The following is a 22,851-nucleotide window of genomic DNA, read 5'->3' on the forward strand; positions in this document are numbered from 1 at the left end:
GCGTGCCAGGATGACCCCGTGAGCGAAGCTTGCGAGCGAACCAGGGTCCTGGCGGCCGGCCCGGGCCGAACGGAGTGAGGCCGACCCACGTGGCCGGCACGACGACGGCGGTCGACGAGCCGCCCCCGCGGCTGCCGAGCCGCGGCGACCCGATGGCGTGGCGCGCGGCGCGGGGCCTGGGCGGCGCCTGGGGTCGGCACGCCGCCGTCGATCGGCGTTCCTGGTGGACGCCGCTGCGCTGGCTGCTGGCCATGACGATCGTGACCCTGCTGCTCGGGTTCGCGCAGAAGTCGCCGTGCACGACGGGGCAGTGGTCGGGCGACAAGCAGTACACGCACTTCTGCTACTCCGACGTGGTGCCGTTGTGGACCGACGAGCGGCTCTCGATCGGCGCCGTCCCCTACCGCGACACGGCCGTCGAGTACCCGGTGCTCACCGGCGGCTTCATGTGGCTGACGGCCGACCTGACGCGAGGCGTGCACGCGATCACCTCCGGCCCCGACGAGCTCGTCGTCTTCGGCGTGCTGACCGCCCTGCTGCTGTCGGTGTGCGCGTTGTTCGTCACGGCGACCACCGCACAGACCGCACGCCGCAGACCCTGGGACGCAGCGATCTTCGCGCTGTCCCCCCTGCTGATCTTCCACGCGTTCTCGAACTGGGACCTGCTGGCGATGGCCTTCGCGTCGGGCGGGCTGTGGGCGTGGGCCCGGCGAAGACCGGTGCTGGCCGGCGCCCTGATCGGTCTCGGCACGGCGGCCAAGCTGTACCCCGTCTTCCTGCTGGTCGCCATCGGCATCCTGGCCGTACGGACGCGCCGCTTCGCGGACCCGCTCTGGACCGTCGTCACCGCCGGCCTGGTCTGGATCGCCGTCAACGTGCCGCTCGGGCTGGCCTTCCACCGGGGCTGGTGGGAGTTCTACGAGTTCAGCATCGACCGGCCGACCGAGCGATCGACGTTCTGGGCGATCGGCCGCACGCTGAAGGTGGCCTCCCTCAGCGACCAGGACGCACCGACCTGGGTGCCGCCGGGGCTGGCGGTGACCCTGGCCCTCGTCCTGGCCCTCGGCGTCGTCCTGGCCCTGGGTCTGCTGGCCCCCGAACGCCCGAGGCTCGCCCAGCTCGCGTTCCTGTCCGTGCTCGCCTTCCTGCTGACCACCAAGGTGTGGAGCCCGCAGTACTCGCTGTGGCTCGTGCCGCTGCTCGCGCTGGCCCGGCCCCGCTGGCGGTTGAACCTCGTCTGGCAGTTCAGCGAGATCGCGGTGTGGATGCTGACCCTGACGGTGCTGCTCGGTTACTCGGCCCCGGCCCACGGGGTCAGCTACGGCGGGCTGGTCGTGGCGCTGCTGCTCCGCGACGTGCTCCTGCTGGTGCTGGCGGGCCTGATCGTGCGCGAGATGTGGTGCCCCTGGCTCGACGTCGTACGCAGCGACGGCTCCGACGACCCGGGCGGGGGCATCTTCGACGGCGCCCCGGACCGGCACCGCCGACTGTATTCAGCAGAGCCGCTGGTCGAGATGCACGACGGACCCGATGACGGGTCGGTTCAGAGCGCCGAGAGCAGGTAGGCGATGTCGGCGCCCTGACCGTCGGGGCCCCCGGGGGTCTCGACGATCACGTCGCTGCCTGCGGCCCGGCAGACGTCGGCAATGAGGCCTGCGTCGATCCGTCCGGCGCCGAAGTTGGCGTGCCGGTCGGCACCGGAGTCGAACGCGTCGCGACTGTCGTTGGCGTGGACCAGGTCGATGCGCCCGGTGATGCCCAGGACGCGGTCGACGATGCCGGACAGGTCCTCACCTCCCGCGTGGGCGTGGCAGGTGTCCAGGCAGAAGCCGGCACCGAACTCCCCGACGGCGTCCCACAGCTGCGCCAGGCGGTCGAAGCGGCGGGCCATCGCGTTGGTGCCGCCGGCGGTGTTCTCGATGAGGACGGGCAGCGGGAACCCGCCGTCGTTGCGCGCGTAGGCGAAGGTCTTGCGCCAGTTCTCGACGCCCACCGCCGGGTCGTCGTGCTCGCCGAGGTGGCCGCCGTGGACCACGATGGCGGTCGCCCCGAGCGCGGCGGCTGCGGCAGCGTGCTGGGCGAGCAGCTTGCGGCTGGGCACCCGGATGCGGTTGTTCGTGGTGGCGACGTTGATCCGGTACGGAGCGTGCACGTAGACCTGCAGGTCGCTGGCGCGGATGGCCTCGGCGTGCGGGTGCTCGGCGGGCGCCTTCCAGGCCTGCGGGTCGGTGAGGAAGAACTGGACGGCGCCGGCCCCCGTGGCCTCGGCCGCGGCGAGCGGGTCCTCGGGCGGCACGTGCGCGCCGATCGCGGCGCTGCGGCGCTCGGTGGCGGGACCGGTCGAGGTGGCGGACGACATGGGCCCCACGATAGGTCGGGGTCCGGACGCATCTTTTGCGGTCGTCGCTACCCGCCAGTAACGTTCGTTTCGTCCAGCGTCGACGTGGATACCCTGCACACGCCGATACCGGTACCGTGCGGCACGCCGTCGCACGCCGTTCGAGGAGCAGCCATGTCCGGACGTCATGTGCACGCCGCGGCCGGCGGACGCACGCGCCTCTGGCTCGCAGCCCTGGCCGTCGGGCTCGTCGCGGCCCTCATCGCCGCCTTCGCCGGCCCGGCCAACGCCTCGTCCAAGACCGTGAACGCCCAGCTGTCGCTCAGCGGGCTTGCCAGCGCCGACAACCCGCTCGGCGGCAGCGTGATCGGCGTCCGCCCGGGCGACAAGGTCAGCTTCTCCGCCGCTGGCGCGCCGACCGCCGGGCTGGACAAGGCCGGCCTCGGCGGGCTGGTCAGCGGGCTCAGCAACCTGCTCGCCAAGTACCGCGTGAGCGCCGACTTCTCCGGGCTGCCCGGCGGCGCGAAGAACACCATCCTGTCCGGCAGCACGAAGCGCACCTTCACCTTCTCGGCCAAGCGCACCTATACCTTCACCTGGTCCTTCCAGTCCGCGAACATCCTGGGGCAGTACTCCCCGCTGCCGCCGTTGGACTTCAGCGGCAACCAGCTCAAGAAGCTCGGCATCACGCTCAACGCGAGCAACCAGTACGTCGGCAAGATCGTGGCCGCGACGCACCCGCCCCAGGGCGGGCTGTCGATCCAGGTGCCTGGCGTCAAGGCCGCCCCGAAGGTGGGCGGCGTCGCCCTGCCGACGATCAGCATCCCGGGCGTGAACACGCCGACCATCCCCACCTCGGTGCCCAACCTGAACCCGGGCAGCGGCAGCGGTGGCGGTGGCGGCAAGAGCGGCGGCTCCGGTGGCGGCGGCGGCAAGGCGACGACGAAGGCACCCGCACCCGGCGTGACCTATAGGCCGCCGGCCGTGAGCGTCCCGCAGCAGGTCGTCCCGGGTGGCGAAGGCGCTGGCGACGTCGGCGGGGGCAGCGGTGGCAACGGCGGGTTCCGGCTCGGTGTCGCCGGCAACAGCTCCAACGGCAACCTGTCGGTCGGCGGCGTGGGTGGCAGTTCCGGGTCCACGTCGACCAGCGGTGCCGGTTCGCAGAACGGCGGCACGCAGAAGACGGTCGACCTCGCGTCCTCGTCGGGCTCGCCTTCCGGGTCCCTGCCGGTGCTGCTGGCCATCCTGGCGGTGCTCACCCTGGCCACGGTGGCCGGCATCTACGCCCGCCTGTACCTGCTGGGCCGCAAGACTTCCTCCAGCTGACCCCGTACAGCTGACCCCGGGCCGACCGGGACCGGCCGGCTCGATTTTCGATCGGTCAGCCCTGCCCGGTACTGTGGAAACGTCCGCCGATCCTGGGCGACGCTCCCACGATGCGTCCGCCCGCCGTGACCGGCGCACACCTCCTGCCGCGGATCGTCCGCGGCCGACCAGTCCACAGGAGGACTTGCGCACTCATGCGTCATTACGAAGTCATGGTCATCCTCGACCCCACCCTCGAAGAGCGCACCATCGCTCCCTCCCTCGATGCGTTCCTGTCCGTCGTGAAGAACGACGGTGGCAGCGTCGACAAGGTCGATGTGTGGGGCCGTCGCCGGATGTCCTACGAGATCGACAAGCACGCCGAGGGCATCTACGCCGTCGTCGACCTGCAGGCCAACCCGGCTGCGGTGCAGGAGCTCGACCGCCAGCTCAACCTCAACGAATCGGTGCTGCGGACCAAGGTCCTCCGCCCCGACGAGCGCTGATCATGGCCGGCGAAACAGTCATCACCGTCGTCGGCAACCTGACCGCCGACCCCGAGCTGCGCTTCACCCCGTCGGGTGCGGCGGTCGCCTCGTTCACCATCGCGTCGACCCCTCGTCAGTTCGACCGCAACACCAACGAGTGGAAGGACGGCGACGCGCTGTTCCTGCGCTGCTCCATCTGGCGCCAGGCGGCCGAGAACGTCGCCGAGTCGCTGCAGCGCGGTATGCGCGTCGTTGCGCAGGGCCGGCTCAAGCAGCGCAGCTACGAGACCCGCGAGGGCGAGAAGCGCACCGTCGTCGAGCTCGAGGTCGAGGAGGTCGGCCCGTCGCTGAAGTACGCCACCGCGAAGGTGAACCGCACCCAGCGTGGATCGTCCTCCGGCGGCGGCGGCGGCTTCGGCTCGTCCGGCTCGGACTCCGGCGGCGGTGCCAGCAGCGGCGGCAGCGCCTCGGACGACCCGTGGGGTTCCGCCCCGGCGTCCGGCAGCGGTGGCGGCGGCTACTCCGACGAACCGCCCTTCTAGACCTCCCCTCACTCACGAATCAGTCCTGGAGACACAGACATGCCCAAGCCACCCATCCGCAAGCCCAAGAAAAAGGGCAACCCGCTCGCCGCAGCGAAGATCACCTACATCGACTACAAGGACACGAACCTGCTGCGCAAGTTCATCTCCGACCGCGGCAAGATCCGTGCGCGGCGCGTCACGGGCGTGTCCGCCCAGCAGCAGCGCCAGATCGCCAAGGCGATCAAGAACGCCCGCGAGATGGCGCTGCTCCCCTACACCTCGACCGCTCGCTGAGGAGGGACACCGTGAAGCTCATCCTGACCCGCGAGGTCGCCGGCCTCGGACTGGCCGGTGACATCGTCGAGGTGGCCGACGGCTACGGCCGCAACTTCCTCGTGCCCCGTGGTGCCGCGATCCTGTGGAGCAAGGGCGCCGAGAAGCAGATCGTCCAGATCAAGCGGTCGCGTGACGCCCGCGAGATCCGCGACCTGGGCCACGCCCGCGAGATCAAGACCGACCTCGAGAAGCTGTCGGTGTCGCTCGACGCCCGCGCCGGCAAGGACGGCCGGCTGTTCGGCTCGGTCACTGCGGCCGACGTCGCCTCGGCCGTCAAGGACGCCGGGGGCCCGACGCTGGACCGCAAGCGCATCCAGATCGACGGGCACATCAAGACCACCGGGACGCACACCGTGACGGTGGACCTGCACCCGGACGTCGTCGCCTCGGTGCCGGTGACGGTCACGGCCGCCGGCTAGTCGAACCGACCTGCCCACGGGGAGGACTCTCGGACCAGGTCCGGGTGTCCTCCCCGTCGCCATTAACCTCTACGACACCTGAAAGGTCCGCAGAAGTCAGGTCGAGAATCTTTTTCTCCACACGATCCTGACCGCCGGAGCCCAGTGTTTCCGGGGGTATGGCAGGCCCGAGCGGGACTTGTCCCCACCCTTGTCCACACCTGTGTGCACACGCCGCCCGGCGATTTCCACAAGTTGCCCACCGGGTGTCCCACAGGTGCATTTGTGGTGCCGCCCGCGGAGCAATACGGTCCTGACACCGCCTCGTTCCCGTCGGCCGCGCAGAACTGTCAGACCTGCGCGGTAGATCTTCGTGCGGTCAGATCGCACACGATTGTCCGGAGGGTAGGCGGCCATGACGCTGGTCGGCGATGCGCGCGAGAGCACCTCGCGCAGCGGCGAGTTCGACCGCACCCCGCCGCAGGCCATCGAGGCCGAGCAGTCGGTCCTCGGGGCGATGATGCTGTCCAAGGACGCGATCGCCGACGTCATCGAGCGCATCCGGCCCGGTGACTTCTACCGTCCGGCGCACCAGCAGATCTACGACGCCGTCATCGACCTCTACACCCGTGGCGAGCCGGCCGACGCGGTCACGGTGTCGGCCGAGCTGACCCGTGTCGGCCAGCTGAACCGGGTCGGCGGGGCGCCGTACCTGCACACGCTGATCTCGATGGTGCCCACTGCGGCGAACGCCGGGTACTACGCCGCGATCGTGGCCGACCGGGCCACCCTGCGGCGGCTGGTGACCGCGGGCACGCGCATCGTGCAGATGGGGTACGACGCGTCCTCCGGCAGCGGTGAGGACCTCGACGGCAGCATCGACGACGTCGTCGACCGCGCTCAGGTCGAGATCTACGACGTCACCGAGCGGCGCACGGCCGAGGACTACGTCCACATCGGGTCGCTGCTCGAGAACACCCTCGACGAGATCGAGCGGATCTCGGCGACCGGTGGCATCGGCACCGGCATCCCGACCGGTTTCCAGCAACTCGACGAGATCACCAACGGCCTGCACGCCGGACAGATGGTCACCGTGGCCGGACGGCCGGGTAGCGGCAAGGCCCTTGCCCTCGACACGCCACTTGTCACGCCGACGGGGTGGACCACCATGGGCGACGTCCAGGTCGGGGACCACGTCATGGGGGCCGACGGTCGCCCCACCCGGGTGGTCGCGACCACGGACGTCATGTCTGACCGCCCGTGCTACGAGGTCACGTTCTCCGACGGCAGCGTGATCGTCGCCGACGCTGAGCACCAGTGGCTGACGAAGACCCGTGCCGACCGCCGCACCGTTCGGTCGGCACCGGTGATGCCCACCTGCGGCGTTCGGACGAAGGTGGCCGCTCATCTCGCCGAGCTGGTACCCGCAGCAGGCGACGACGCTCTGGTCAGTGTTCGCGAACTGGTTGCCGAGTTCGGTCCCGACGCACGGACGATGCTCGAGAGAGCAGCGTGGAGCGCGGGTAGCGTGGGCCGCGCGACACGCTCCGTTGCGGGGCCGCAACGCGCCTACGACTGGCGCACCCCGGTCTACCTCCGCCTACAGGTCCTGGCCGAGCTGGAGCGTCGTGCTTCCGGTTCGGCCGTTCGGAGCGTGGGGTGCGAGCCGGGTCCTCAGGTGCGTACCACGGAGCAGATCGCGGCCAGTGTCGTCTGCCCCACGGCTGACCGCCGCCTCAACCATTCCGTCGCATGCGCAGCGCCACTCCAGCTCGACGACGCGGACCTTCTCGTGCCGCCCTACCTTCTCGGTGCGTGGCTGGGCGACGGCACGTCGGCCTCGGCGACCCTGACGTGCGCCGATGAACAGATCCTCGACCTCATCCGTGCCGAGGGGATCGATGTGGTGGCAACCGGCGCTCCGCTCCGTTACCGGCTGTCCCTGCCGGCCTCAATCGTCTCGCCACGATCGTGCGAGGTGTGCGGCGCACGATTCCAACCCGCCCTGCCTCAGGTCCGTACCTGTGGCCAGTCGTGCGGCGGCAAGGTGCGGTTCCGCTCGGGACCGGTCGCTGCGCCTCGGTGCTCGGACTGTGGCGGCCCGGTGAACGGTTGGGATCGCTGCGCGACCTGCCGCACCACTCGCGGCACGGTCCAGGCTCGTCTGCGCACAGTGGGTGTTCTCGGCAACAAGCACATCCCGACCAGGTACCTGCGCGCCGGCGTCGAGCAGCGTCGCGCTCTGTTGCGCGGGCTGCTGGACACGGATGGCTACGCGACCGCGACGGGGTCCATCGAGTTCGCGGTTACCAACAAGCGCCTGGCGTACGACGTTCGCGACCTCGTGGTCGGGCTCGGCTACAAGGCAAGTCTCCGCACGAAAGCGGTGCCCGGCCGCACGCCGGCGTCGTCGACCTGTTTCACGGTCGCATTCACTACCAACGACCGGGTCTTCGGGCTCGACCGGAAGGCAGCACGACAGGTTACGGCGATCCGGCCCAGCACGAGCCGCCGTTTCATCACGGCCGTGCGGCGGATCCGGTCCGTTCCTGTGCGCTGCATCCAGGTCGACAACGACGATCATCTGTATCTCGCCGGACCCACCATGATCCCCACGCACAACTCCACGATCGCCCTGGACTTCGCGCGTTCCGCGGCGGTCAAGCACCAGAAGCCGACGGCCATCTTCTCCCTGGAGATGGGCAAGCTCGAGATCATGATGCGGCTGTTCTCGGCCGAGGCCGGCGTCGCGTTGCAGAACATGCGGTCCGGGCACATGAACGACCAGGACTGGACGCGTCTCGCTCGGCGTTCGTCCGAGCTCGCCGAAGCGCCGTTGTACATCGACGACTCACCGAACCTGACCATGATGGAGATCCGGGCCAAGGCGCGTCGGCTCAAGCAGCGACAGGATCTACAGCTCATCGTCATCGACTACCTGCAGCTGATGACCAGCGGCAAACGCGTCGAGTCCCGCCAGCAGGAGGTGTCGGAGTTCAGCCGTGCCACCAAGCTGCTCGCCAAGGAGCTCGAGGTGCCGGTGGTGGTTCTCTCGCAGCTCAACCGCAGCTCCGAGCAGCGCACCGACAAGAAGCCGATGCTGTCCGATCTGCGCGAGTCCGGCAGCATCGAGCAGGACTCGGACATGGTGCTGCTCGTGCACCGGCCCGACCTGTACGAACCCGAGACCGAGCGGGCCGGCGAGGCCGACCTCATCATCGCCAAGCACCGCAACGGGCCCACCGCGACGGTGGCCGTAGCCTTCCAGGGCCGGTACTCGCGCTTCGCGGACATGCCCAGCTGACGTGGTGCCTGGCTCGCCCTGACTCGACAACCGGCCCGCTGGCATTCGTGAAAGGACCGGGTCGCCCTACTCGCGGTGAGCGGCCACGTTGATCACGTGTCCGTCGGGGTTCCGGACGAAGAAGCGACGGATGCCCCATGGTTCGTCGCTGATCGGATGCACGATCTCGTACCCGCGGCGTTGCGCCTCTGCGTACGCCTCGTCCACATCGTCGACCTTCACGGTCATGACCGAGTCCTCCGGGGCGGTCGCGTCGCGGGTCACGACCTGAACGGACGCACCGGAGGTCGGCGAAACGAAACGGGCCACCCAGCCCTGGTCCATCCCGTCCTGGCTGAGCCCGAGGAACGCGAAGAACTCCCGAGCCCGTTCGACGTCGTCGGTGTGCAGGTTGGTGATGACCTCGACCGCCTTCATCGGCCGAGTCTGACACGCCGGGCCCGGCGTCCTCAGCTCCACGGCCGCCCGGTCCCCGCGACATCCGAGAGATATCCCGTGATCGCCGACGCGTCCCCCGCGTCGGAGATCACGGCTATGTACCCGTCGGGTCGGACCAGGACGAGTGTGTGCGGCGTCGCGCGGTAGGCGTCACGGAGATGACCTGCTACATCCTCGACCTCGTTGGGCTTGGTCGGTTCGTCGACGACGTGCAGCACGGTCACGTCCGCAGACACAAGTCGGGCGGCGGTGGTGGTGGTGGTGGCGAAGCTCAACACCGTGAACGCCACGCCCTGCAGGAGGTCGAACAGTCGCCGCTCGCCGCGGATGGTCCGGAGGTGGGTCGCGTCGGGGGCGCGGTCGCCGGCACGGAGCAGCGCAACGCTGTCGCGGTCGTCATGCGCCAGCCGGCTGCCTCGGTAATTGACCCCGAGCTGCGTGGTGTCGACATCACGCCTGATGGGGACGGCGTGCTGTTCCAGCGTCTGCTTCAGCCGTTCATCCGACAGCGCAAGTACGCCGGCCGCGACCGGCCGCCTCTCGTCCCCATAGGTGCCGATCAAGGCCGGCGCAGCACCGGAGATGACCGCGGCGAGCTTCCACCCCAGGTTGTACGCGTCCTGGATGCCGGTGTTCATGCCCTGGCCGCCGGCGGGCGAATGAATGTGGGCCGCGTCGCCGGCCAGCAGCACGTGACCCTCCCGGTACCGCTCGACCAGACGGACGTTGGCGCGCCACAGCGACACCGATTCCACGTCGCGAAGGCGGATGTCGGACTGGCCGCTGCGACGGTCGAGGATGGTCTGCAGGTTCGCGAGGCCGAGCCCAGGGTCCTGCCCCGGCGAGATCCCAGCCTGGTACTGGAACGTGTCGGTGGAGGGCAGCGCGCACAGACTCACCGGGCCGTCGTCGTGGCGCCACATGTGCCAGACGTCGGCGTCGAGATTGTCGACGTGGAGATCGGCGACGATCATGCGCACCGACTCGCGGGTCTCCCCACGAACGCGATGCCGGCCTGCTTACGGACCGTGCTGTGGCCGCCGTCGCACCCGATCAGCCAGCCGGCGCGGACCGTCTCGGCCTTCCCGCCGTTCACGACGGTCGCGAAGACGCCATCCTCCGTCTGCTCGAAGCCGGTCAGTGCGGTGCCGAACTCGACATGGCCGCCGAGTTCGGCCAACCGCAGCCGCAACGCCTCCTCCACGCGCCATTCCGGCGTGATGAGGCTTGTCGTGTACGGGATGTCGGGGCGGTTCTTCAGCGCCTCCGGTTCGGCGCCACCGAGGATGACCTGGCCGCCGCTGACGTTGACCCGGATGGGCATGGCCAACCGACCGTTGGCGAGGACGCGTGCTGCGATTCCCAGGTCCTCGAAGACCTCCAAGGTGCGCGGTTGCACCCCTTTGCCGCGCGAACCGGTTTGTGGGCCGCCGGCGGCGTCGATCAGGCGGAACGACACACCACGACGCGCCAGCTCGACGCCGAGCGTCAGCCCAGTCGGGCCCGCGCCCACGATCAGCACCGCTGGGCCGTCCTCGGCCTGCGTCGACCCGGTCACCGGGCGCCCCCAGTACTGCGTCCGACGTCGAGGACGGACGAGACCACGCAACTCGTCGGCGGTGATGGCTCCGGGTCGCATGCGCTGTCGTGCCGCGCGGCGGGCCAGGACGGTCAGTCGGGCGTTCACGGGTGCGGCCCGACCGTGTTGTCGTGCGATGAGCACGATCTCGCCGTTCAGGAAATCGGTCTCGATCGTGCCGGTGCCGCGGACGAGGGACTGCCAGGTGGATCCGCCGAGCTGTTCAGGTTCTCCCGGGACGGGGGAGAAGGACAACCCGGGTGGGTGCCACCCCGATCGGGCCTCCTGCTCAGCGACGACAGGGATGTGCGCATGCCGCAGAACGTCGTGCGCCTCGTCCTCGGCGGCCTTCTCGATGTCCGCTGCATCCGACGCATCTCCGAGCAGGGCCTGCACGATGTTGCTGAGGTTGGACAGCAACTTCCGGTACTTCCACGGTGTGACTGCTGTCGGGAGTTCGACGAGGCAGCCGGCCGCGCGCCAACCCGAGGCGAGACGGTCGAGCAGCTCGGTGTCTGCGGCGCTCGCGACATCGACGCCGGGGTAGCGCCCGACGTGGAAGACCCCGCGTAGTGGTGCGCCTCGAACGATCACCTCGCCGGGCTCGATCATGACGACCGGGAACCAGACGCAGACCGCGAACACCCGGGCGAAGTACCGCAGCGCGATCTGCTCGCTCGCCACCCCGTTCGTCGCGACGAGGACGGGCAGGACGTCGGCGGCGATTCCGACCACCTCACCGGCGATGTCGCGGACGGGGACGTCGGCCCATTCGGTGAGGGCCGCCTCGGCTTGATGGGTTTTGGTCGTCAGGACCAGGACGTCGTCGACGGACAACTCGACGTGGTCGGAGCTGGTGGTCACCGGCACGGACACCGTGAAGGTCGTGTCCGGGCAACGCACGGTGAGGCCGTGGTCGAGCATGGACCGGGCGTGGTCCCCGCGGCCCACCAGCAGGACGTCGGCGTGCCCGTCATGGGCCAGCAGCCCCCCGAGGGCACTGCCGACGGCTCCGGCACCGATGAGTACGTACCTCATGTCGGCCGCTTGAGGACGACAGCGATCTCGACCGCCTGGCCGGCACCGAAGCTGGGGGCGATGGTGCTCAGCATCTCCCACCCCTGACTGCCGTGTTCATTGAGATCGCGCTCGATCTCGGTGTAGTCGAAGCCCTTGAACTTCAGCTTGTAGGTCGCGACTTTGTACTGCCACTGATCTGCCATGGCCCGTGCCTCTTCCTGATGTCGTCGGTGTGAATGGGGCAGTGTTCTAGTCGCGGATGTCCCAACGGAAGTAGACGCGGGCGAGCACGAGCGAGAGCATCGCCCAGATCACCAACGTCGCGACAGGGCGTCCGAAGTGGTGGAACGTGCCGGCGAAGTCCAGGGCGATGTACGACTTGCCGGCCGTCGCGGGCTTTCCGGCCGTGCCGAGCGAGACCAGGTCGGACACGGCCGCGAAGGGTGTCCAGTCCGCGACGGTCGCGAGACGGTCGGGTAGCACCGTGCGGATCGAAGCCAGGCCGATGACGGCCAGCGTGATGACCGGGATGGACGTGATCTGCGCGGCTTCAGCGTTCTTGGTGACGGCGCTGGTGGCGAGCGCGAGCAGCGAGAAGATGACGAGGCCGGCGACCACCGCGAGGACCAACGCCACGGGGTTGACCGGAGCCGGAGCACCAGCGCCGTAGACGACAGCGGCCACGATCACCGCACCGATCACGGTGAGCACAGCACCGGGGACGGTGGGCGCGGCCTGGATCTGCCAGTCGGCGGCCTCGCCGGTGCGCAGGCGCTTCAACACACCTTCGCCGCGGCGGGTGGTGACCAGGGACAGCACCGAGTAGTACTGCACCAACAGCAGTGCGATGAGCGCGAACAGCTCGAACGCACTGGTCTCCCGACCACCCATCGACGCATGGCGCTCGACGAAGAACGTCAGCAGCGGAATGCCGACGGGAAACAGCGTGCCGAGATAGAGCAGCGTGGTGTTGCGTCGGAACTGCCGGTACTCGGCGGTCGCCAGCGCCCGCAATGGGTGCCGACGGTGTTCGGCAGGGCGTTGCATGGTGGTCATCGGTTGGCTCCAGTCGGGCCCAGTGCAGACGCAGCGGCGTCTCGGCCGTGGGCGTCATGCGGGTCGGCGGTGTGGTCGGCGGCAATGTCCAGGAACACGGATTCAAGGGAGGCGTGACGTGCGTCCAGCCCGGTGAGTTGCACGCGGTTGTGCTCCGCCCAGATGAGCAGCTCGTACAGGTGCGCCTGCAGCTGATGCGTCTTGAGCGAGAGCTGCGGACCGACGTCGACGGTCGCCCCGTCGAAGGACGGCAGCGGCGGTGCACCGGCGCCCGGGTTGTCGACGACGATCGTCGCGGGGTGATCGCGGACGATCTCGCGCAACGTGCCGCGGCGGGCGACGGCGCCCTCGTGGACGATGGCGATCTGGTCGGCCAGAGCCTCGGCCTCGTCCAGGTAGTGGGTGGTGAGCACCATCGTCATGCCCTGTGCGTTGAGGTCGGCGAGCAGCCGCCACGTCGCGCGGCGACTCTCGGGGTCGAGTCCAGTGGTGGGTTCGTCCAGGAACAACAGGCGGGGTCGGCCGAGCAGGGCGCACGCCAGATCCACGCGTCGCTGTTCGCCGCCTGAGAGGTGACCGACGCGCACGTCGCGGCGGTGTCGCAATTCGGTCGCGGTGAGCACCTCATCGACGGTCGTCGGGTCGGTGCACGTACCGCGCCACATCTGCAGCGTCTCGGTGACCGTCAGCTCGCCGGGCAACCCACCGGACTGCAGCATGATCCCGACCTGTGGTCGAACGCGCCGGCGCTCCCGCCTGGGGTCGAGGCCGAGGACCTGCACCTGCCCGGCGTCGGGGGTGGTCAGGCCTTCGAGCAGGTCCAGCGTCGAGGTCTTGCCCGCCCCGTTGGTGCCCAGCAGGGCGAAGATCTGACCGTCACCGACGTCGAGATCGATGCCCCTGACAGCCTCGAACGCGTCCCGCCCCCGTCCGTAGGTGCGGCGCAGCCCGCGTGCGGTGATGGCCTGGTTCATGTCCACTCCTGGTGATGATCGGGTTCGGCGTCGCCCACGGGGTGCGGCCGCCGGTGAGGTTCAGTTCGTCCGGACGGTGTCGAGGAACGCGTTGAGGCGGCTGAGCATCTTCGCCGCGATGACGTCGAGGTCCTGATCGGTGTCCAACCTGGAGCGACCCACCTTGTTGGTCGGGTCGCGCAACTGCATCGAGCAGTCGAGACCGGCGCAGATGTAGGTACCGACGGTGTTGCCGGCACGTCCGGCGGGCCCGGTGCGACGAGCGGTGAACAGCTCGACGGCGCGTGAGTTGTCCACGGCGTGACAGATCCCGCACATGGCCTTGCGTCCCGGCGCGAGCCCGCCGCCGCTGGTGCTGACGGCGATGGCGACCAGCGTGTCCTGCTGCCTGTGCACGAGGTAGCCGCGCTGCGGGAACTTGGGGTCACGCCAGCCGTAGAAGTCGAGCACCGGCCACTGCACGTCGGTGAAATCAGCGGGAACGCCGAGAGCGGCTCGTTCACTCTTCGTCACGTTGACCAGCGCACGCTGGATCTCCGACTTCGAGACGGGCTTCACGACGTTTCCTTCGAGGCAGGGGCGAGTGCAGTGCGCAGACTCAGCCGGCGGGGTAGCCGGTGCGATCGGATTCGAGCTTTGCCATGACGAGACTGGCAACGCGCCCGAGATCGCTGTAGTCCCGAGCGTCACGTGTCGACATGACACCGACCCTGACGGACGTGCGGTTCACAGAGGGAGTGCTATTGCTTCCCGTGGCGTCGGCTACTTCAGCCCCCGGACGACGATGTCCAACGCTGCATCGATCTGCGCCGGGTCGAGGGGTCGGGTCTGCAACACCAATCGGTAGTAGATGGCGCCGTACAGCAGGTCGATCGTGGCTTGGATGTCGATGTCGCCGCGTATCTCGCCGCGCTCGATCGCCGTCTCGAATCGTTGGCGACAATCAACGGTCGCCGGGAAGATGTATTGGTCGAGATGCGCCTGCGAGAGCGCGTTGTCTGATTGTGCCGCTGCGATCAACGCCCGGTAGACCGCGCCGAACCTGGTGGTGAACAGGTCGATGACACTCATCATCTGGGTGCGGAGATCGGCGACGAGGTCGCCGGTGTCGGCGAAGGGGACAACCGAGGCCGACCGCTCGGTGATCGCCTCCAGCACCACCGCCCCCATGGACGGCCACCACCGGTAAACCGTCTGTTTTCCTACTCCGGCTCGGCGGGCGAGCTCCTCGACCGACGCTCGCGCGTAGCCCACCTCGCCGATGAGGTTCACGACCTCATCGAGGATCGCTCGCCGGGAACGTTCGTTCCGGCGGCTGGGGTCGGGACCTTCTGACGGCATGGTCAGACCCTACCCAAGACGAGACGGGCCGTCTTGACACGAGACGAACCGGTTCGTATCTTCTCAGGATGTCGCAGACGGTGCTCCATGGCGTCATCTCGCCTACCGCGCGGAACGCTCATGGCCGTGCTGGAGCGGCGGCGCCCCTTGGCGACCGGGCTCGAGAGTTGTCACCGTTTGACGCTTTCTGTCACTTAATGCCAAAGTGGCGTGTGACGTCAGAGCCCGTGATGACGCCGCCGACGCCCGTCTCCGAGCGTCGGAGCGGCGCGATGAGTGAACGCCGGCGGCGAAGGCTCCTGTTGGACATCTCGCGGGAAGCGGCCCGGTTGTTCTGGGAGCAGGGCGTCACGGCAACGACCGGCGAGCAGATTGCCGACGCGATGGGCCTGTCGGTCCGCACACTGTGGCGGCATTTCCGGAACAAGGAGAGCTGCGCGGAGCCGATCATCGAGCAGAACGTCGAGGCGTTGATGGCCATGCTGCGTCGGTGGCCGGCGCACCTGTCGCTCGAGGATCACTTCGCGGCAGAGTTCGCCGAGCGCGTCCGCGAGCCGGACGTCCGCCGCTCGACCGACGACCTGATCTCGATCCAGATGGTGGGACTCGCAGACACCGAACCTGCTTTGCGTTCCAGCTGGCTCATGGTGTGCGACCGGGTCGAGCGCGAGATGGCCGTCGTCATCGGAAGCCGGCTGAGGGCCTCCCTGGACGACCCGCAGGTCCGCTTGCACGCCGCCGCAGCCGCAGCCGTGGTGCGGGTCGTCAACGAGGACATCAGCCGGGAGCTGCTCGCCGAACGCTACGACCGCGTCGATGCGCGCCGTCTGTCGCAGCGGCTTGCCCACGCAGTCCGAACGAGCACCGGCGGGGCCGTGGGCGACCCCGTCGCTGAAAGCTAGGAAGCCGTTCGCCATGTCCCCAGACGCACTGGCCGCCGAGAACGACCGCCTCGAGGCCGAACTGGCCGCTGCCCGGGTCGCGTTGACTACCGCAGAGGCACGGGAACGGGCGCGGATCGCCGATGACCTGCACGACATCCTGGGCCATGCGCTCGAAGTGGTCGCCTTCAAGGCCGAACTCGCCGACCGGGTCGTCCGCTCCGACGCAGGGCGGGCGCGCAGAGAGTTGATCGAGATTCAGCGGGTCGCTCGCTCGGCCATGAACGACGTCCGCGGTCTGGCACGCAGCCGACGACCCACTGACCTCGCCGACGAACTGGCCGGCGCAGTAACGCTCTTCCACTCGGCCGGGGTCGAGGTAGCGGTCTCCGGCGACGCGGGATCGGTCTCCCACCGGGCGCGAGACCCCTTGGCGCGGACGTTGCGCGAAGCCGTGACGAATGTACTGCGGCACTCGGCCCCCACGCGGTGTTCCATCACGGTGGAGGAGCACTGCTTCGAGGCCAGTGTCACCGTGGTCAACGACGGCGCCGAAGCGGGCACGGCGTTGTCGTCCGGCGGCTCGGGACTGGCCGGGCTGTCACGGTTGCTCGCCGAACACGGCGGTGGTCTGAGCGCCGGCCACCACGGCTGCGGGTACTTCGCCGTGCGCGCGACAGTGGCCACCCGTGCTCCCGCCGAGGTCGCAGCCGTGCCCGCACGAGCACCCCAGCCGCGTCGCGCGAATGCCGTCTCGTCACTGGCGACACGATGATCAAGCTTGTCGTGGCCGAGGACGAGCAATTGATGCGTGACGCCGTCGTCAGCCTGCTGGGCATGGAGCCGGACCTGCACATCGTCGGGACCGCGGCCGACGGGATCGACGCCGTCGCCGCTGTACGCGAACATCGTCCGGACGTCGCCTTGCTGGACCTGGAGATGCCCGGCATGGACGGGGTGCAGGTCGTCGAGCGCCTCGCCGCCCAAGCCCTTACGTTGCGTTGCGTCATCGTCACTCGCCACGCCCGTCCTGGTGTGCTCCGGCGGGCGCTGGCCGCCGGGGTGGCAGGGTTCGTGTCCAAGACGGTCCCGGCCGCCACGCTGGCCGACGTGATTCGGCGTGTCCATCGAGGCGGCCGTTACGTCGATCCGGAGCTGGCGCTGACGGCGTTGGACACCCGAGACAGTCCCCTGACCGATCGCGAGCTCGACGTGCTGCGTCACGTCCGGCCGACTGCCACGGCGACCGACATCGCCCAGGCCGTCAACCTGGCCCCGGGGACCGTGCGCAACTACCTGTCATCGGCGATGCACAAGCTCGGGGTACACAACCGGCTCGAGGCCGCCGACCGAGCTCGTGACCACGGCTGGCTCTGAGCCGGGGCGGGACATACCGGTGCCGGAGTCAGATCAGGGCGTGCCGCTCGAGCCACGCCGCCACACCGTCGGAGTCGTTGTCCGCGATCACTTCGGTGGCGATCGCGCGCAGCTCGGGGACGGCGTTCGCCACCGCGCAGCTGTGGTCGGCAGCCGCGAACAACGGCAGGTCGTTGAGGTTGTCCCCGAAGGCCACGAGCTGCGTGGCACCGAGTCGTGCCTGTAGCCGACGTGCGGCCGCAGCCTTCGTGCCGTCCGCTGACGTGATCTCGAACCAGGTCTGGTCGCGGTGGTAGCCGTCGGGCCCGACGGTGTCGAAGCAGTCGGCCAGATGGGGTTCGAGGTCCACGCGCAGCTGATCGATGGCGGGTCGCTCCCCGATCAGGGTCACGTAGAACACCGGCGCATCGGCGATCACCGACCAGTCCGGCAGGGGCATCAGGCGCGGGTTGTTCCGGCGCCTGGCCGCGAAGGAGTCGATGAACGGGTTGGCATGCGCCTCCCGCCAGCAGACCCGGTCGCGGCCGTCGAGCATCACGTACAGCAGGGGTTCGACGTGGTCATGCCGCGCCGTGGCGTCCAGGACTGCAGCGACGGTGTCATCCGGAAGGGCGGCGACGTCGGTGACCTCGCCGGCGACGGGGTCGTACAGCACCGAGCCGCCGTAGGTGATCAGCGGCAGGGTGAGCTCGAGGCCGGCGGTGACGCGCAGCGTCGAGGAGTACGACCGGGCTGTGGCGCACGTGAACTGCTGCCCGGACGCAAGCACGCGGTTCACGGTTGCGGTCGTGCGCTCGCTCAGCGTGGCGTCGCTGCGCAGCAGGGTGAAGTCGAGGTCGCTGACGAACAATGGGGCGCACCCGGGTTCTCGCGCAGATGCCACGTCAGGATCATCCCGTGTGCCGGTCTTAAGACGGGCGTCGAGGCGATGCTCGCCTACCGGCCCACTGCGGCTCAGGCCGGCAAGCGCGGAGCGCGTCGAGGGGCGGCGCGATGAGCACCGCCCCCCGACGTCGGCTCAGCAGTGGCCGGCGCTCATCCCGGCCTTGATCACGGCCAGGTTCACCGCACGGACCCGGGCCATGTCCATCTTGGGAACCCGCCGGTCGTAGGTCCACAGCCCGTTGATCTCACCCTCGACATCGGTGGTCTGGGTGTAGACGCCGCCGGACAGGTCGCACGCGGCCAGACCCGCCAGGGTCGTCTGCGTCTGCACGAACTTGTCCGTCAACTCCGCGCTGGTGCTGGCCCCCGCGTAGTTGATGAAGCCCTGCGTCCAGCTGTGCTGCGGGATGGACAGGCCCCACCCACCGTGCTCGCCGTCGATGGCGACACGATCGTGGGCCGTGTCCGGTTTCGGCGTCGCGGGACCGGTGTAGGTGTGCCAGTCGACGATGTTGCCGGCACCGGTGTCGGTGTTGACGCTGCCGCAGCAGTTGAAGCCGGACTCCGCGTCGACCAGCCGGCTGGGATCGGCCAGGGAGACCGTGGCCGCCGCGAGCTTCACCTCGCTGACCGCGTTGCCCACGTCGTTGCGGTCCAGGCCCCACCCCTCGTTGTACGGCTCCCAGGAGATGATCGAGGTGGTGCCCTTCAGGTACTGCACCATCTGCCGCAACTGGTTGCGGAACGCGATGTCCTGCGCCGCAGTCGGCGTGTAGTCGCTCTGCATCGACGGCATGTCCTGCAGGACCAGCATGCCGAGCTGGTCGGCGTGGTAGTACCACCGAGCCGGTTCGACCTTGATGTGCTTGCGGATCGCGTCGAAGCCCATGGCCTTGGTCTCGGCGACGTCCCACTTCAGCGCGGCGTCGGTCGGCGCGGTGTAGGCACCGTCCGGCCAGAAGCCCTGGTCCAGGGTCGCGTTGACGAAGGTCGGCGAACCGTTGAGCAGGATCTTGGGCACCCCGTTCACCAGCCCGGTCTTGACCGTGCGCTCACCGAAGTACGAACCCACCGTGTCCGACCGGCGACCGTCGCGCAGCGTCACCGAGGCCTGGTAGAGGAACGGATCGCTCGGGCTCCACAGTCGCGCATGGGGCAGCGCGATGCTGAAGGCCTTATTGGCCGTGCCCCGACCCTGCGCGACCACCTTGCCGTGGTTCTTGATCTTCACGACGACGGTGCCGGACGGCGAGGTCGCACTGTTGACCCGGGCCGTCACCGATGCCCCGGTGGTGCTCGGTGCGTTCGGCAGCTTCGGCGTGAACACGACCTGGTCGATGTGCTTTGCCGACACGGGCTCCAGCCACACCGTCTGCCAGATGCCGGAGGACGCCGTGTAGAAGATGCCCGACGGGTCGAGGCTCTGCTTGCCCTGGGGCTGCTGCGGTGCGCCGGTGTTGGTGACGCCGACCGTCACCGTCTGCGTCCCCTTGCGATGCAGCGCCTTGGTGATGTCGACGCTGAACGGCAGGTAGCCGCCGGTGTGCGTCGCGACCTGGGTGCCGTTGACCCACACCGTCGCGCGGTAGTTCACGGCACCGAAATTCATGACCACCCGCTGCGTCCATCCGCGCGGCACGGTGAACGTACGGCGGTAGAAGGAGTAGTCGTAGTGCTTGCGCACCTTCGACAGCGTGGACTCCATCGGGTACGGGACGACGATCTTCTTCGCGAACTTCGCGGTCCGCGCCGGCACCGTCCTCACCGCCTTGGCGGACGCGGCGCCGGTGAAGTCCCAGGTGCCGTTGAGCGACTTCCACTTCGACCGCGTCAGTTCGGGCCGCGGGTAGTCGGGCAGCGGGTTGCGGGGGTTGACGTCCTTGGCCCACTTGGTCTCGAGGTCCTTCGTGGATCCGTTGGTGACGGACGCGTAGAACTTCGGCACCGTCGAACCGTCGGCGTAGGTTGCACCGCCCGTCCCGTCGTAGGCCGCGGTCAGCTCCGACCACGTGCGGTACACGGTGCCGTCCAACGTGACGACGAGGGTCGACGGGTCCTTCGGGTCGATCGAGGCCGAACGGACCGGGAACCCCAATGACAGGTGCGAGGTGGCGCCGGCCGGCCAGGAGGCGAGCGGCTTGCCGAAGGTCATGCGCACGGTCGTGCCGCTCTTGGCCACCGCCGCCTTCGCGACGGTCGGCACGAAACCGTCCGGCAGGGTGAAGTCGGCGTCCGGGATGCGGCTGAGCTCGGCCTGCCCGGGCGGAGCCCAGCTCAGGTTGGCGAAGGCACCGCCGTCGCCCTGGAAGTACTCGGCCTTGAAGGTGTGGCGGCCGGCGGTCAACGCCACCGAGCCGGGGACGTTGACGTTCCAGTCGTTGATCCAGTGGTCGATGACCGCCTGCCCGTCGATGTAGAGGCGCAGGCCGTTGTCGCCGTACCAGTTGAACCGGTACGTACCTGTCGTGGGGACGTCCAGGTTGCCCGTCCACCGGATCGCGGCGCTGGTGTCCGAGCCGGTCAGCATCTTCAGCCGGCCCGTGAGGTCGTCGGACCACACGTTCGGGTCGACGATCGTGGCCTTGTACGTACCGAAGGTCCAGTCGGTCGAGCCCTGGCCTCCGCCGGTTGCGGTGTAGTAGTCACCGCGCAGGCCCGGCAGGCCGGAGCTCCCGGCGGCCGGCGCCGCCTCGGCCCGGTAGACCGACAGGAATGAGGCGGCGAGCGCGAGGACGACCAGCAACAGACTGGTCCGTCGGGTGCGTCGCCACGCGGCACTGGCTTGAGGCATCAGGACTCCTTCGTCCCCCCGTTTGGCCGTTTTCGCGCGTTATCGCACGCTTCTGCGCCTCGGAGTCAAGCGGCCCACCGCAGACTTGTCAATACCGATCACTAATTGACCATAACGGTCAGTTTTCGGATCGTTTCGATCAGGACGGGAGGAGTACGCCGGTGCCTCAGTCGACGGTCGTCGCGAGATCCTGGTAGGCCGGGAACAGCTCGTCAAAGCGCAGCCGGGCCTCGCACCGGCCCCGGCCCTCGAGGTAGGCCGCCAGGTCCTCGACGTGGATGTGCGTTCCGGCGCCGTAGCCGGCGAGCTGGTCCCGGGGCATACCGCGTTCCTCGACGACCAGGACGGTCTGTCGTCCGTCGGCGGTCAGCGTGACCTCGACCTCGTGCTCGTCCGGCTCGCCCGCCTCCTGGGTCGCGAGCAGGAAGTGCCGGGGCTGCTCGCAGGCGACCACCCGTCCGGAACCCTCCCACCCGCTGGCGAGGAAGTAAGCCCGGAACCGACCGCCGACGACGAGGTCGCCGTCGACCTGCCCGAGCCAGCGGGCCAGGCGTGCCGGATCGGTCAGGGCCGACCAGAGGTCGTCGATGTCGGTGTCGAAGCGGTCCTGCAGACGCACCGCGCCCCGGCCGGAAGACACCACGCGCAGGCTGCCCAGAACGCCGGTCGTGACGGGTCCGTCGTCGCTCATGATCTGCTCCTTCGTTCGCGGGCGCCGCGGGCGACCTCGGTGTGCAGGGCGTCCAGCCGCTGCTCCCAGGTGCGCCGGCAACGCGCCAGCCAGTCGTCCACCTCGGCGAGCGCATCGGGGCGGAGTTCGTAGATGCGGCGCTGCGCCTCCGAGCGCGCCTCGACCAGGCCTGCCTCGCGCAGCACCCGCAGATGGCGTGAGACGCCGGGCCGGGCTATGGGCAGGAGGGCGGCCAGCTCGCCCGCGGTCGCCGGTCCGTCGGCCAGGGCCTCGAGCATGGTCCGCCGACTTGCATCGGCCAGCGCGTGCAGGACCGCTTCCACGTTCCCGACCGTACCAAGATGGTTACGTAACTGGCAAGGTACTTAAGCCGCGCATCCGACCGGCCCGAGCCGCAGGCCGTCGTCAGCGGGAGGTGGAGTGCGCTGCGTTGTATTCGGCCGCGGCGCGAACCAGTTGCTGGAACGCCGCCACGTCGAGCTCACTGTCCTCGAACAGGTCGATGGATCGCCAGGACTTGCCACCGAGACCGTTGTTGAAGACCTCGTTCGGGTCGGCGAGTTGGGCACCGTGCGGGAACGTCAGCTTGACCTTGCTCTTGTGCGCGTCACCGACAGCGATGATCCCGTCCTTCTCCCAGACGGGGCTGCCCATCCATTTCCAGGTCTCCTCGACGCCGTCGACCGCGTCGAGGATGAGGCGCCGCACCTCGGCGAGACGCTGCCCACGCCAGTCGTCGGTCCGCGCGATGAGCGCGTCGATGCGCTTCGCCGCCGCCGCACCCCGGGGCGCCTCTTTCGCCTTCGCCATACCGTTCTCCTCGTGTCCTGGGTGGCCGATCCCGTCCCGGTCGCCGGTCAATCCTCGGGCAGTGCCGCGAAGTCCTTCTTCGCCGTTCGGTACCAGCGCATGCCGCCCACGGGGTTGCGCCACCGACTCTTCATGTCCTCGTGCGCCGGCCGATGAACGTCGTCGCCGTCCCGCACGCGATCACGCAGATGCCGGTCCTGAGCCTTGATCACGTCGTTGGCGGACTCGCCGCGGTGCAGCTCGTCGCACGGTCCACCGAGCTGCCGGCAGGTCATCGTCTTCATCGTCGACCTCACTCTTCTTACGACGTTCACT

At 69.0% G+C, this 22,851-nt stretch carries 25 protein-coding genes; 10 read left to right on the forward strand and 15 right to left on the reverse strand.

What is annotated here, in order from left to right; translation table 11 throughout:
• The first annotated feature begins 89 nt into the window (after positions 1-89).
• The gene (locus ACFFCA_RS14710) at positions 90-1,565 is read left to right on the forward strand and encodes a glycosyltransferase family 87 protein (RefSeq protein WP_375486058.1); all 1,476 of its coding nucleotides are present in this window, start codon (positions 90-92) and stop codon (positions 1,563-1,565) included.
• On the opposite strand, the gene ACFFCA_RS14715 is transcribed toward ACFFCA_RS14710, so the two are convergent.
• Complete coding sequence (locus ACFFCA_RS14715) at positions 1,544-2,359, reverse strand: deoxyribonuclease IV (protein ID WP_375486060.1); 816 nt, start codon at positions 2,357-2,359, stop codon at positions 1,544-1,546. The genes ACFFCA_RS14710 and ACFFCA_RS14715 overlap by 22 nt on opposite strands.
• Before the next feature lie 153 nt (positions 2,360-2,512).
• On the opposite strand from ACFFCA_RS14715, the gene ACFFCA_RS14720 reads away from it, so the two are divergent.
• From ACFFCA_RS14720 to dnaB, 6 genes are all read left to right on the forward strand, one after another.
• Positions 2,513-3,664: a hypothetical protein gene (locus ACFFCA_RS14720; RefSeq protein WP_375486062.1), complete on the forward strand. Its 1,152-nt coding sequence runs from the start codon at positions 2,513-2,515 to the stop codon at positions 3,662-3,664.
• A 194-nt stretch (positions 3,665-3,858) separates the two neighbouring features.
• The gene (rpsF, locus tag ACFFCA_RS14725; protein ID WP_375486064.1) at positions 3,859-4,149 is read left to right on the forward strand and encodes a 30S ribosomal protein S6; all 291 of its coding nucleotides are present in this window, start codon (positions 3,859-3,861) and stop codon (positions 4,147-4,149) included.
• Between the two features lie 2 nt (positions 4,150-4,151).
• Positions 4,152-4,673 (forward strand): single-stranded DNA-binding protein, encoded by a 522-nt coding sequence (locus ACFFCA_RS14730; RefSeq protein WP_375486065.1) that lies wholly within the window; start codon positions 4,152-4,154, stop codon positions 4,671-4,673.
• A gap of 39 nt (positions 4,674-4,712) precedes the next feature.
• Positions 4,713-4,949: a 30S ribosomal protein S18 gene (gene rpsR, locus ACFFCA_RS14735; RefSeq protein WP_375486067.1), complete on the forward strand. Its 237-nt coding sequence runs from the start codon at positions 4,713-4,715 to the stop codon at positions 4,947-4,949.
• Positions 4,950-4,960: 11 nt separating this feature from the next.
• Positions 4,961-5,410: a 50S ribosomal protein L9 gene (rplI, locus tag ACFFCA_RS14740; protein WP_375486069.1), complete on the forward strand. Its 450-nt coding sequence runs from the start codon at positions 4,961-4,963 to the stop codon at positions 5,408-5,410.
• A gap of 394 nt (positions 5,411-5,804) precedes the next feature.
• Positions 5,805-8,693, forward strand: coding sequence for a replicative DNA helicase (gene dnaB / locus ACFFCA_RS14745; protein ID WP_375486071.1), 2,889 nt, complete (start codon positions 5,805-5,807; stop codon positions 8,691-8,693).
• 66 nt (positions 8,694-8,759) lie between these two features.
• Here dnaB and ACFFCA_RS14750 read toward each other — a convergent pair whose 3' ends face one another.
• From ACFFCA_RS14750 to ACFFCA_RS14785, 8 genes are all read right to left on the reverse strand, one after another.
• On the reverse strand, positions 8,760-9,110 hold the full coding sequence (locus tag ACFFCA_RS14750) for a VOC family protein (RefSeq protein WP_375486073.1): 351 nt from the start codon (positions 9,108-9,110) through the stop codon (positions 8,760-8,762).
• Between the two features lie 32 nt (positions 9,111-9,142).
• On the reverse strand, positions 9,143-10,105 hold the full coding sequence (locus ACFFCA_RS14755) for an FAD-dependent monooxygenase (protein ID WP_375486113.1): 963 nt from the start codon (positions 10,103-10,105) through the stop codon (positions 9,143-9,145).
• A complete protein-coding gene (locus ACFFCA_RS14760; protein ID WP_375486074.1) occupies positions 10,102-11,748 on the reverse strand; it encodes an FAD-dependent monooxygenase in 1,647 nt (548 codons plus the stop codon). The genes ACFFCA_RS14755 and ACFFCA_RS14760 overlap by 4 nt, the downstream gene beginning before the upstream one ends.
• Complete coding sequence (locus ACFFCA_RS14765) at positions 11,745-11,933, reverse strand: DUF4177 domain-containing protein (RefSeq protein WP_375486076.1); 189 nt, start codon at positions 11,931-11,933, stop codon at positions 11,745-11,747. The genes ACFFCA_RS14760 and ACFFCA_RS14765 overlap by 4 nt, the downstream gene beginning before the upstream one ends.
• Before the next feature lie 46 nt (positions 11,934-11,979).
• The gene (locus ACFFCA_RS14770; RefSeq protein ID WP_375486078.1) at positions 11,980-12,786 is read right to left on the reverse strand and encodes an ABC transporter permease; all 807 of its coding nucleotides are present in this window, start codon (positions 12,784-12,786) and stop codon (positions 11,980-11,982) included.
• Entirely contained in the window at positions 12,783-13,760 is a 978-nt protein-coding gene (locus ACFFCA_RS14775; RefSeq protein WP_375486080.1) for an ABC transporter ATP-binding protein, read from the reverse strand. Before ACFFCA_RS14775 ends, ACFFCA_RS14770 begins: the two co-directional genes overlap by 4 nt.
• A gap of 60 nt (positions 13,761-13,820) precedes the next feature.
• Entirely contained in the window at positions 13,821-14,318 is a 498-nt protein-coding gene (locus ACFFCA_RS14780; protein WP_375486082.1) for an FBP domain-containing protein, read from the reverse strand.
• Positions 14,319-14,522: 204 nt separating this feature from the next.
• Positions 14,523-15,101 carry a TetR/AcrR family transcriptional regulator gene (locus ACFFCA_RS14785; protein ID WP_375486084.1) on the reverse strand — a complete coding sequence of 193 codons (579 nt, stop codon included), beginning with the start codon at positions 15,099-15,101 and terminating at the stop codon, positions 14,523-14,525.
• A 68-nt stretch (positions 15,102-15,169) separates the two neighbouring features.
• Between ACFFCA_RS14785 and ACFFCA_RS14790 the strand changes: the two genes are divergently transcribed.
• Genes ACFFCA_RS14790 through ACFFCA_RS14800 form a run of 3 tightly spaced genes read left to right on the forward strand, consistent with a single transcriptional unit; the run spans position 15,170 to position 17,359 of the window.
• The gene (locus ACFFCA_RS14790) at positions 15,170-16,003 is read left to right on the forward strand and encodes a TetR/AcrR family transcriptional regulator (RefSeq protein WP_375486086.1); all 834 of its coding nucleotides are present in this window, start codon (positions 15,170-15,172) and stop codon (positions 16,001-16,003) included.
• A gap of 13 nt (positions 16,004-16,016) precedes the next feature.
• Entirely contained in the window at positions 16,017-16,757 is a 741-nt protein-coding gene (locus ACFFCA_RS14795) for a sensor histidine kinase (protein ID WP_375486087.1), read from the forward strand.
• Positions 16,754-17,359 carry a DNA-binding response regulator gene (locus ACFFCA_RS14800; protein WP_375486089.1) on the forward strand — a complete coding sequence of 202 codons (606 nt, stop codon included), beginning with the start codon at positions 16,754-16,756 and terminating at the stop codon, positions 17,357-17,359. The genes ACFFCA_RS14795 and ACFFCA_RS14800 overlap by 4 nt, the downstream gene beginning before the upstream one ends.
• Positions 17,360-17,387: 28 nt before the next feature.
• Here ACFFCA_RS14800 and ACFFCA_RS14805 read toward each other — a convergent pair whose 3' ends face one another.
• From ACFFCA_RS14805 to ACFFCA_RS14830, 6 genes are all read right to left on the reverse strand, one after another.
• A complete protein-coding gene (locus ACFFCA_RS14805) occupies positions 17,388-18,242 on the reverse strand; it encodes an HAD-IIB family hydrolase (protein WP_375486091.1) in 855 nt (284 codons plus the stop codon).
• A gap of 135 nt (positions 18,243-18,377) precedes the next feature.
• Positions 18,378-21,035: a PA14 domain-containing protein gene (locus tag ACFFCA_RS14810; RefSeq protein WP_375486093.1), complete on the reverse strand. Its 2,658-nt coding sequence runs from the start codon at positions 21,033-21,035 to the stop codon at positions 18,378-18,380.
• Positions 21,036-21,201: 166 nt separating this feature from the next.
• Positions 21,202-21,726: an SRPBCC family protein gene (locus ACFFCA_RS14815; RefSeq protein WP_375486095.1), complete on the reverse strand. Its 525-nt coding sequence runs from the start codon at positions 21,724-21,726 to the stop codon at positions 21,202-21,204.
• Entirely contained in the window at positions 21,723-22,049 is a 327-nt protein-coding gene (locus ACFFCA_RS14820) for an ArsR/SmtB family transcription factor (RefSeq protein WP_375486097.1), read from the reverse strand. Before ACFFCA_RS14820 ends, ACFFCA_RS14815 begins: the two co-directional genes overlap by 4 nt.
• An 82-nt stretch (positions 22,050-22,131) precedes the next feature.
• Positions 22,132-22,536 (reverse strand): DUF1801 domain-containing protein, encoded by a 405-nt coding sequence (locus ACFFCA_RS14825; RefSeq protein ID WP_375486099.1) that lies wholly within the window; start codon positions 22,534-22,536, stop codon positions 22,132-22,134.
• Positions 22,537-22,583: 47 nt separating this feature from the next.
• Positions 22,584-22,820 carry a hypothetical protein gene (locus ACFFCA_RS14830; protein ID WP_375486101.1) on the reverse strand — a complete coding sequence of 79 codons (237 nt, stop codon included), beginning with the start codon at positions 22,818-22,820 and terminating at the stop codon, positions 22,584-22,586.
• Between the last annotated feature and the right edge of the window lie 31 nt (positions 22,821-22,851).

Origin of the sequence: uncultured Jatrophihabitans sp., assembly GCF_964252635.1 — a bacterium.
Taxonomy (GTDB): Bacteria; Actinomycetota; Actinomycetes; order Mycobacteriales; family Jatrophihabitantaceae; genus Jatrophihabitans.

Coding starts and splice junctions, on each gene's coding strand:
- ACFFCA_RS14715 (WP_375486060.1), bottom strand. CDS start 2,359: ATGTCGTCCGCCACCTCGACCGGTCCCGCCACCGAGCGCCGCAGCGCC.
- ACFFCA_RS14720 (WP_375486062.1), top strand. CDS start 2,513: ATGTCCGGACGTCATGTGCACGCCGCGGCCGGCGGACGCACGCGCCTC.
- rpsF (WP_375486064.1), top strand. CDS start 3,859: ATGCGTCATTACGAAGTCATGGTCATCCTCGACCCCACCCTCGAAGAG.
- ACFFCA_RS14730 (WP_375486065.1), top strand. CDS start 4,152: ATGGCCGGCGAAACAGTCATCACCGTCGTCGGCAACCTGACCGCCGAC.
- rpsR (WP_375486067.1), top strand. CDS start 4,713: ATGCCCAAGCCACCCATCCGCAAGCCCAAGAAAAAGGGCAACCCGCTC.
- dnaB (WP_375486071.1), top strand. CDS start 5,805: ATGACGCTGGTCGGCGATGCGCGCGAGAGCACCTCGCGCAGCGGCGAG.
- ACFFCA_RS14750 (WP_375486073.1), bottom strand. CDS start 9,110: ATGAAGGCGGTCGAGGTCATCACCAACCTGCACACCGACGACGTCGAA.
- ACFFCA_RS14755 (WP_375486113.1), bottom strand. CDS start 10,105: ATGATCGTCGCCGATCTCCACGTCGACAATCTCGACGCCGACGTCTGG.
- ACFFCA_RS14760 (WP_375486074.1), bottom strand. CDS start 11,748: ATGAGGTACGTACTCATCGGTGCCGGAGCCGTCGGCAGTGCCCTCGGG.
- ACFFCA_RS14765 (WP_375486076.1), bottom strand. CDS start 11,933: ATGGCAGATCAGTGGCAGTACAAAGTCGCGACCTACAAGCTGAAGTTC.
- ACFFCA_RS14770 (WP_375486078.1), bottom strand. CDS start 12,786: ATGACCACCATGCAACGCCCTGCCGAACACCGTCGGCACCCATTGCGG.
- ACFFCA_RS14775 (WP_375486080.1), bottom strand. CDS start 13,760: ATGAACCAGGCCATCACCGCACGCGGGCTGCGCCGCACCTACGGACGG.
- ACFFCA_RS14785 (WP_375486084.1), bottom strand. CDS start 15,101: ATGCCGTCAGAAGGTCCCGACCCCAGCCGCCGGAACGAACGTTCCCGG.
- ACFFCA_RS14790 (WP_375486086.1), top strand. CDS start 15,170: ATGTCGCAGACGGTGCTCCATGGCGTCATCTCGCCTACCGCGCGGAAC.
- ACFFCA_RS14795 (WP_375486087.1), top strand. CDS start 16,017: ATGTCCCCAGACGCACTGGCCGCCGAGAACGACCGCCTCGAGGCCGAA.
- ACFFCA_RS14800 (WP_375486089.1), top strand. CDS start 16,754: ATGATCAAGCTTGTCGTGGCCGAGGACGAGCAATTGATGCGTGACGCC.
- ACFFCA_RS14810 (WP_375486093.1), bottom strand. CDS start 21,035: ATGCCTCAAGCCAGTGCCGCGTGGCGACGCACCCGACGGACCAGTCTG.
- ACFFCA_RS14815 (WP_375486095.1), bottom strand. CDS start 21,726: ATGAGCGACGACGGACCCGTCACGACCGGCGTTCTGGGCAGCCTGCGC.
- ACFFCA_RS14825 (WP_375486099.1), bottom strand. CDS start 22,536: ATGGCGAAGGCGAAAGAGGCGCCCCGGGGTGCGGCGGCGGCGAAGCGC.
- ACFFCA_RS14830 (WP_375486101.1), bottom strand. CDS start 22,820: ATGAAGACGATGACCTGCCGGCAGCTCGGTGGACCGTGCGACGAGCTG.